This window comes from Neptuniibacter sp. UBA6509, from assembly GCA_002435145.1.
Lineage (GTDB): Bacteria > Pseudomonadota > Gammaproteobacteria > Pseudomonadales > Balneatricaceae > Neptuniibacter.
In genome coordinates, this window is record DJLT01000095.1 from 1 (window position 1) to 8,179 (window position 8,179).

Here is an 8,179-nt window from a genome sequence, read left to right on the forward strand (position 1 = left end):
AAGCCGGTGATTCATGCAGACAACTCCTCAACCCCCGAGTAAAAACAAGCCTTATATCCTCAACAATAGACTTCCATGCCGAGGCTGTAGAAAAACATGCAAACACTATCTCACCTGCGAAGGTAAGCCTTGGAGAAATAGCAGAGCAGTTTCTTAAGTGCTTTCTTAAGTGCTCTCTTAAGAACTCGCTTAAATACTATAGAAATAAACCTGAAGCTAGTTTGGTTGTCGCGTAAAACCCAAAATGACAGGAAATATTATGAAGTCACTCGTCATTGTAGCCCACGGCAGTAAACGTGAGCACTCCAACAACGAAGTGTTTGAGTTGATGAACTCACTACAACACAAGATTAAAGATGAATACCCGATCATTGAAAGCTCTTTTTTAGAGTTCGCTAGCCCATCGATACCGAAAGCGATAGAACTATGTATCCAACAAGGGGCTACCCAAATTAAGGTCCTACCCTATTTTTTATCCGCCGGAAAACACGTTCATAAAGATATCCCTCAAGAAGCTGAGAGAGCAGCAATGAATAATGAAAATATCAGTGTCGAGGTACTTCCACATTTAGGTAGCTCACAAATGATGGTTGAATTACTCCATAAAGCACTTATTCCGCACGAGACCACAAACCGCACCATCGCTAACTAGATTACTCTTTACTAATTACTGACTGGCTAAAGAGCGTTGATGATATACAGAGGTATTTAAATGAAATTTAAAGGTCAGACAAACTATGACCATAAAGGTACGAAACCTAAGAAAGGCGTACTTTTAATCAACCTTGGAACACCAGATGAGCCGACACCTAAGGCCTTACGTCGCTATTTAAAAGAGTTTTTAAGTGATCACCGTGTGGTAGAAATACCGCGTTTGATATGGATGGCTATCCTTCATCTTTTCATTCTCCCCTTACGCCCGAAGAACTCAGCCAAACTATACGCATCTGTTTGGACTGATGAGGGCTCACCATTAATGGCTATCACTCAAAAACAAACTCATAAGCTACAAAAAAACTTAAATGAACAGTACGGAGAAGATCAAATCCCTGTAGTCATGGGAATGCGTTACGGTAACCCATCTATAAAAAAAGCATTAGCTGAGTTGGCTGATAAAAATGTTCGTGATATTACGGTGTTGCCCTTATACCCCCAATATTGCGCCGCCACGACCGGCTCAACCTTTGATGCGATTACAAAAGAACTAACAAACTATCGCTGGGTGCCTTCACTGAGATTTATCAACGGTTACCATCAGAGCAGTGCGTATATTGAAGCCATTAGCCAAACAATAAGAGATTACATTAAAGAATCAGGTATGCCCGAGCGCTTGATTTTTTCATATCACGGAACACCTAAGCGGTATCTAGAGCAAGGTGACCCCTACTTCTGTTTTTGTATGCAAACAACTCGCTTAGTCACTGAATCACTCCAATTAGACGAACTCAGTATAATAACCAGTTTTCAATCTAGATTTGGTAAAGCGGAATGGCTACAGCCGTATACTGAAGAAAAGCTCAAATCCCTCCCTAATGAAGGCGTAAAACATGTGGCTGTGATCTGCCCAGGTTTCTCCTCTGATTGCCTTGAAACGATTGAAGAGATCGAAGTTGAGAATAAAGAGTACTTTATTGAGGCCGGTGGAGAGCAATACGATTACATTCCATGCTTAAATGACAGTGATGATCATATCAAAATGATGCGGGAACTGATTGTAGACTGAATGCTTAAAAAGCCCTGAGTGCAGGGCGATTTCCAACAAAAATATTATACCTATTAAAATCCGTAGGACTTCATGCTAAAACTACTAATCAGAAATATTTATTGATCGGTTAGGAGAATTAGACATCAAGTACCTATGGGTTCTAATCTTTACATCTGTATTGATCTGGTCAGGCATTAACCCAAAAGACCAATTCACTTGGTTTCTTGAGGTTTTGCCTGCGCTTATAGGTGGAGCGCTACTTGCCTCTACTTACCACACATTTAGGCTCACTCCTCTACTCTATGGCTTTATTCTCTTACACTGTGTTGTTCTTATGGTTGGCGGGCACTATACCTATGCTGAAGTCCCATTGTTCGAAAACCTATTTAATTCAGAGCGAAACAATTACGATAAAGTAGGCCACTTCTTTCAAGGCTTTGTACCTGCATTATTAGCGAGAGAGATTCTAATCCGTAAAAGAGTTGTCAATGGTGGAATTTGGCAAGGATTCATAATCATATCGATCTGCCTCGCTTTTAGTGCTTTCTATGAGTTAATTGAGTGGTGGGTTGCCCTCCTAACCGGTGAAGGAGCAGAAGCGTTTCTAGGGACTCAAGGTTACGTATGGGACACACAATCTGATATGGGATTTGCTTTACTTGGCGCCTGCTGTTGCTTAGCGATACTCTCCTCTTTACATGACGAACAACTCAATAAACTTGAAGATATATGAGTATCTAAAGCGCCTATTCAATAGCAGGAACTAACTACCTTCTTATATTTAAGCTTAAAAGGTTAGAATTAAGGGCTAATTACACATACTGCAATTATGGGATATTTCACTAAATTTGTATTAGATCAACAAGGGTAAAAATAAGCTGATGACTGCACCCAAAGAGATACAAGAAGAAAAGGTTGTTGTTTCTGCCCCTTCCTTAGAGTCGGAAATTAATACTGCACGAATCAATCAGCTTGAATTGAAACTTGAAACGCTCTCTCTAATTACTGAATCTATGTGGAATATTCTAAAGCAACATGGACTAGAAGATTCAGTAGACCTTAAAACTGAAATGGCCGCAGTCATCGGAGCGAGAGCAGAACGTGATGCGATAACAGTTGAATGCGCTAACTGTAACTCAACCGAGAAGGTCCTATCGGGGGTTTGTGGTCAATGCGGTGAGCCTTTAGGATATAAAGGTCACATTTCGCCTTTTGATTATTAACACCCAATCAAATAGATTCACAGTTTACTCTGCAAACAGGCTTAGGATGAGCATTAATGTTTGGTCCGCTCTTAGAATTAAAACAGCAACAACATAAATTATTAGGCCGCTTTAAAAACTGCCAGCGCTGTGAACTGCGCTTTCAAGAAAAACTTGAAAACTGCCCTTATTGCGCACATTTAGATGAAACAGGGCTCGCAGAACTTCTACATAAAAAAGAGAAAATGTACCGCTCTAGAAGAGAGCTCGGCATATGGTTTTTCTTGTCTAGCTCAATAATAATTGCCCTACTTCTATTATTTAATCGTCTGTTCTAATAAAAGTCAGATGCCTCTTAGATCCGAAGTCATTATTCAACAAGAGCGAAAAATCATTTCTTGAGCGTTACTCTAAAGTCCCTTGCGCCACTTCACTAATCACTCCTCGTATCCACCGATGAGCTGCATTGTGCTGTAACAAAGGGCTCCACGCCATTTTCAGTTCAAATTCTGGTACATCAAAGGGTGGTTTTTTAACGATTACACGAGGGTTGTTATACTGAGCCACTGCGGCTTTGGTTGGGATAGTCGCAACTAATGCTTTCTGCTCTGCCAAAAGCGCTGCAGATTGATAATGTCGAGTGAAAACAGAGATATGTCGCTTTGCACCTATGGCTTCCAATGCCTCATCGACCCAACCTAAGCGTTTAGTATCCTTAGGCGTGATCCCCATACCTGCACCCATACCGGTTTTACTCACCCATACGTGGCGTGCATGCAGATATGTTTCTAAACGGAAGTCATCCGCTAAAGCGTTATCAACGGCAAATAAACAAGAGAAGCTATCCTTCCATAAGGTTTTCTGATGAAAAGATTGAGGAAGGGTATCAAAGCGGTTAATTACCAGATCGACTAAGCCTTGCTCTACTTCCTGAAAGCTCATATCACTGGGTGTCAGAATGTCCAAAACCACATCAGGTGCTTCTTTACGTAAGCGATTTAATAGCCGTGGTAAAAGAGTCGCTTCACCGTAGTCACTGGTCATAATACGAAAAACACGATCACTGGAACGTGCATCGAATTCAGTAATTGGTTCAATAACCTGTTCTACGGAAGCTAAGACCTGCCTTAAGAGTGGTTGAATGCTCTGCGCTCTCTCAGTAGGCATCATTCCTTCGCTCGTTCTTAGCAGCAAAGGATCGCCAAAAGTTTCACGTAAACGACGCAGGCCATTACTCATAGCCGGCTGTGTTATCCCCAACAAACTTGCTGAACGAGTTACATTTCGCTCACGCAAAAGCACATCTAGATAGACTAAAAGGTTCAGGTCAATTTTATCTAAGTTCATAACAAAGCCAAACAACTACGGTAGAGATCTAATAGTATCACATCATCATTCACATGATAAATACTGCAAATAACAGTCATTTATTTCAATTATGTAAGCGAGAGGTCTAGAATCACTCTCGAAACTTTTAAGCGTTAGCCGAATACTGGCTTGCGAACAAATATAAGGAATGACCATGTCTACACTTAATAAAGACATCGAAACTATCGCAGCTGCTAAAGCAGAAGCTGGTAGCCCTTGGGATGCTATTAACCCAGAATCTGCTGCTCGCATGCGCGCTCAGAACAAATTCAAAACTGGCCTAGACATCGCTCAGTACACTGCAGATATCATGCGTGCTGACATGGCTGCATTCGACAAAGACAAGTCTCTATACACTCAGTCTTTAGGTTGCTGGCACGGTTTTGTAGGTCAGCAGAAACTGATCTCTATCAAAAAGCACTTCGGTGGCAAAACTGATCGTCGTTACTTGTACCTTTCTGGTTGGATGGTTGCAGCTCTACGTTCTGAGTTCGGTCCTCTTCCTGACCAGTCTATGCACGAAAAGACTACTGTAGCTAGCTTGGTTGAAGAGCTATACACATTCCTACGTCAGGCTGACGCACGTGAACTAGGCGGTCTTTTCCGCGCACTAGACACTGCTCGTGAAGCTGGCGATTCTGCTGAAGAAGCTAAAATCCAGGATCAGATCGATAACCACGTGACTCACGTTGTGCCAATCGTTGCTGATATCGATGCTGGTTTCGGTAACGCTGAAGCGACTTACCTAATGGCTAAGCAGATGATCGAAGCGGGTGCTTGTGCACTACAGATCGAAAACCAGGTTGCTGATGAGAAGCAGTGTGGTCACCAGGACGGTAAAGTAACTGTTCCTCACGCAGACTTCCACGCTAAGCTACGTGCTCTACGTTACGCTTTCCTAGAGCTTGGTATCGACAACGGTATTATCGTTGCACGTACTGACTCTGAAGGTGCTGGTCTTACTAAAGAGATCGCTGTTGTTAACGAACCTGGCGACCAGGGCGATGTTTACAACTCTTACCTTGACGTTGAAGAGATTGATGTTGCAGACATGGCTGAAGGCGATGTTGTATTCAACCGTGGCGGTAAGCTAGTACGTCCTAAGCGTCTACCTTCTGGTCTATACCAGTTCCGTCAGGGTACTGGCCACGAGCGTTGCGTATTCGATTGTATCGAAGCTATCAATGCAGGTGCTGACCTTCTTTGGATCGAGACTGCTGTACCAACAGTTCACGAAATCAAAGGCATGATGGACGACGTACGTAAAGTACACCCAGATGCGAAACTCGTTTATAACAACTCTCCATCTTTCAACTGGACTCTAAACTTCCGCCAGCAGACTTACGATACTTGGGTTGCTGAAGGTAAAGACGTTTCTGCATACGACCGTGCTAACCTAATGAGCGCTGAGTACGACGATTCTGAACTATCTGCTGTAGCTGACGAACGTACTCGTACATTCCAGGCTGATACTGCACGTGAAGCGAACGTATTCCACCACTTGATCACTCTTCCGACTTACCACACTACTGCGTTGTCTGTAGACAACCTAGCTAAAGAGTACTTCGGTGAGCAGGGCATGCTTGGTTACGTTAAAAATGTTCAGCGTGAAGAGATCCGTCAAGGTATCGCTTGTGTTAAACATCAGAACATGTCTGGTTCAGACATGGGCGATGACCACAAAGAATACTTTGCTGGTGAAAACGCTCTTAAAGCTGGTGGCGCGAAAAACACGTCTAACCAGTTTAACTAAGACACCGTTCATAGTGGACAAACCGAGTGATTGCTTAGGCATCACTCGGAAGATACTCCACTCTTGAATATAAAAGCGGCCCCTTTTCAAAGGTGTCGCTTTTTTTATGAAAATTTCTAACTCCCCCTCGTAACACTCGAATGGCTTTTTGCGTTAGAATCCAACCTGCTCTCTCAGATAACTGAATTAAGTGATTTCGATTATGGCTACTACACCGACTTTTCTTCAAGATTCTAAAGATTTATTAACTCAACAAGGGTTCACTATCGGTGAAACTTGGTATCACGGAACCTCATCGGCACTGGTCAGCTCGATTAAAGAGAACGGATTAAAACGCTCTGGCGATCGGGATTTGAAAGCTGCAGCTAAAAAAACCATGGCGACAATCGGTAACAACTACACAGAGTCTGTAGAGCCTGTTTTTTTAACACAAAGTAAAGAGCTAGCGTTTTACTGGGCTGAACAAACAGTACGTGACCGTAGTGTACGTATTGAAGGCGAAGAGCAGCCTGTTGTGCTTGCGGTTAAGCTTTCTGAAGAGCTAAACAGCAAAGTTAAACCTGATGTGGGTGCTGCCAGCTTACTGCTTGTAAAGGAAGGTGAGCACTTTATGGCTTATTTAGCAGGTATCTACCAAGCCAATGGCTTTGATGCACCTGAGATCGATCTAATGAAGGCTGATCGCCTAGAATACCTTAACAAGTTAGGTATGGCTTATTATGACGCTGATATTGATGCAGCCTGCCTTAACCTCGTTTCTGAATAAACTAATAGTTGAATAGACTGATATCTTAAAAGATCCGGTTTGCACCCTCTATGACAACCGTCATTTTGGAGTGATCAGATGAAGGGCGCATATAGCGCCCTTTTCTTTTGGCCACATTTTTAAACACCAAACATTTTCAGTTTAAGCCAAGCGATCTCCTTAATGTTTCCCAACTGCACTATCTAAAGCTATTCACTTAATCTGCCTATAAAACATCTATATACTTAACATATTAGAAACTATTGAAACACGTCCCTATGCCCTTAAAAAACATTCATTACGCTTGGATCATCATCTTTTCAGGTGTGCTCACTCTTTTTGCTTGTTTAGGGCTGGGCCGTTTTGCATTAGGCATGCTACTTCCATCAATGGGTGACAGCTTATCGCTAAGCTATACCCAAATGGGCGTTATTAGCACCGGAAACTTTATTGGATATTTAACTGCGGTTCTTATCTGCGGAAAACTGATTGCTAAATTAGGTGAACGTAGGACGATATTTACCGGTTTAATATTGGTTGGCTTAAGCATGCTATTAGTCAGTCAAAGCAGTGAATTCAAGCTCATCACCCTACTCTACTTTGTAACCGGTATAGGTAGTGGGATCGCAAATATCACCGTAATGAGTTTAGTCGCGCACTGGTTCTCGCCTAAATACAGAGGTCGTGCAGCAGGCTATATGATTGTCGGTAACGGCTTAGGCATTGTGCTGAGCGGATTACTCGTCCCTTGGTTAAATTCAGCCTGGACAGACTCTGGCTGGCGTATAGGCTGGGGCTTATTCGGCGCCAGCATTATTATATTATCTGGAATTGTTGTATGGCTCATTCGCAATCACCCTAGAGAACTCAATTTAAACACATTCGGTGCGCAAGACGCTGACATCAGCAAAGCCGTTAAACTAGAGACGGGTAAGCCTGAAAATATTAGAAAACTGATCTTTCATATTGGCTCTATCTATTTCTTATTCGGGTTTACTTACGTTATCTATGCAACATTTATCGTCACAACCCTCATCCAACAGCATCACTTTACTGAAAGTAAGGCAGGTTTCTTATGGATGCTGATAGGTATTCTGAGTATTTTTTCAGGTGCACTTTTTGGTGGGGTTTCCGATCATTTTGGCCGTAAAAAAGGACTCATTGCAGTCTTCGCAATCCAAACTCTTTCATACGCCCTAGTCGCTTCTGAACTTGGCCAAATCGCGCTATACCTTTCAATGTTTCTATTCAGCATTTCTGCTTTTAGCATTCCAGCCATCATTGCCGCCACTATTAGCGACATGCTACCTGCAACAGAAGCAGGTAAAGCCTTTGGCTTTGTCACCTTCTTTTTTGGGGTTGGTCAAATAGCAGGCCCTACATTAGCGGGCTACCTCGCAGAAAGT

Annotated in this window: 10 protein-coding genes; 9 read left to right on the plus strand and 1 reads right to left on the minus strand. The window is 42.6% G+C overall.

Annotated elements, in window-relative coordinates; all coding sequences use genetic code 11:
- From B4K11_RS12085 to B4K11_RS12110, 6 genes are all read left to right on the plus strand, one after another.
- Positions 1-236: hypothetical protein (locus tag B4K11_RS12085; protein WP_292959400.1), on the plus strand; the 236-nt coding region annotated here is incomplete at its 5' end.
- A gap of 23 nt (positions 237-259) precedes the next feature.
- Positions 260-652, plus strand: coding sequence for a sirohydrochlorin chelatase (locus tag B4K11_RS12090; RefSeq protein WP_292954967.1), 393 nt, complete (start codon positions 260-262; stop codon positions 650-652).
- A 60-nt stretch (positions 653-712) separates the two neighbouring features.
- A complete protein-coding gene (gene hemH / locus B4K11_RS12095) occupies positions 713-1,723 on the plus strand; it encodes a ferrochelatase (RefSeq protein WP_292959401.1) in 1,011 nt (336 codons plus the stop codon).
- A 160-nt stretch (positions 1,724-1,883) separates the two neighbouring features.
- Positions 1,884-2,438, plus strand: a complete 555-nt coding sequence (locus B4K11_RS12100; RefSeq protein WP_292959402.1) for a DUF2238 domain-containing protein — start codon at positions 1,884-1,886, stop codon at positions 2,436-2,438.
- Between the two features lie 148 nt (positions 2,439-2,586).
- Positions 2,587-2,928: a hypothetical protein gene (locus B4K11_RS12105; RefSeq protein WP_292954973.1), complete on the plus strand. Its 342-nt coding sequence runs from the start codon at positions 2,587-2,589 to the stop codon at positions 2,926-2,928.
- Positions 2,929-2,984: 56 nt separating this feature from the next.
- Complete coding sequence (locus tag B4K11_RS12110) at positions 2,985-3,245, plus strand: hypothetical protein (RefSeq protein ID WP_292954975.1); 261 nt, start codon at positions 2,985-2,987, stop codon at positions 3,243-3,245.
- 67 nt (positions 3,246-3,312) lie between these two features.
- Here B4K11_RS12110 and B4K11_RS12115 read toward each other — a convergent pair whose 3' ends face one another.
- Entirely contained in the window at positions 3,313-4,254 is a 942-nt protein-coding gene (locus tag B4K11_RS12115; protein ID WP_292954977.1) for a LysR family transcriptional regulator, read from the minus strand.
- Between the two features lie 175 nt (positions 4,255-4,429).
- Between B4K11_RS12115 and B4K11_RS12120 the strand changes: the two genes are divergently transcribed.
- From B4K11_RS12120 to B4K11_RS12130, 3 genes are all read left to right on the plus strand, one after another.
- Positions 4,430-6,028 (plus strand): isocitrate lyase, encoded by a 1,599-nt coding sequence (locus tag B4K11_RS12120; RefSeq protein ID WP_292954979.1) that lies wholly within the window; start codon positions 4,430-4,432, stop codon positions 6,026-6,028.
- 202 nt (positions 6,029-6,230) lie between these two features.
- The gene (locus B4K11_RS12125) at positions 6,231-6,794 is read left to right on the plus strand and encodes a hypothetical protein (protein WP_292954981.1); all 564 of its coding nucleotides are present in this window, start codon (positions 6,231-6,233) and stop codon (positions 6,792-6,794) included.
- Between the two features lie 257 nt (positions 6,795-7,051).
- The coding region (locus B4K11_RS12130; RefSeq protein WP_292959403.1) for an MFS transporter at positions 7,052-8,179 on the plus strand (1,128 nt) is incomplete at its 3' end.

Excerpts from the sequence above, each read along its gene's own strand:
- B4K11_RS12120 (WP_292954979.1), top strand. The coding sequence starts at position 4,430 with ATGTCTACACTTAATAAAGACATCGAAACTATCGCAGCTGCTAAAGCA.
- B4K11_RS12125 (WP_292954981.1), top strand. The coding sequence starts at position 6,231 with ATGGCTACTACACCGACTTTTCTTCAAGATTCTAAAGATTTATTAACT.
- hemH (WP_292959401.1), top strand. The coding sequence starts at position 713 with ATGAAATTTAAAGGTCAGACAAACTATGACCATAAAGGTACGAAACCT.
- B4K11_RS12115 (WP_292954977.1), bottom strand. The coding sequence starts at position 4,254 with ATGAACTTAGATAAAATTGACCTGAACCTTTTAGTCTATCTAGATGTG.
- B4K11_RS12110 (WP_292954975.1), top strand. The coding sequence starts at position 2,985 with ATGTTTGGTCCGCTCTTAGAATTAAAACAGCAACAACATAAATTATTA.
- B4K11_RS12090 (WP_292954967.1), top strand. The coding sequence starts at position 260 with ATGAAGTCACTCGTCATTGTAGCCCACGGCAGTAAACGTGAGCACTCC.
- B4K11_RS12105 (WP_292954973.1), top strand. The coding sequence starts at position 2,587 with ATGACTGCACCCAAAGAGATACAAGAAGAAAAGGTTGTTGTTTCTGCC.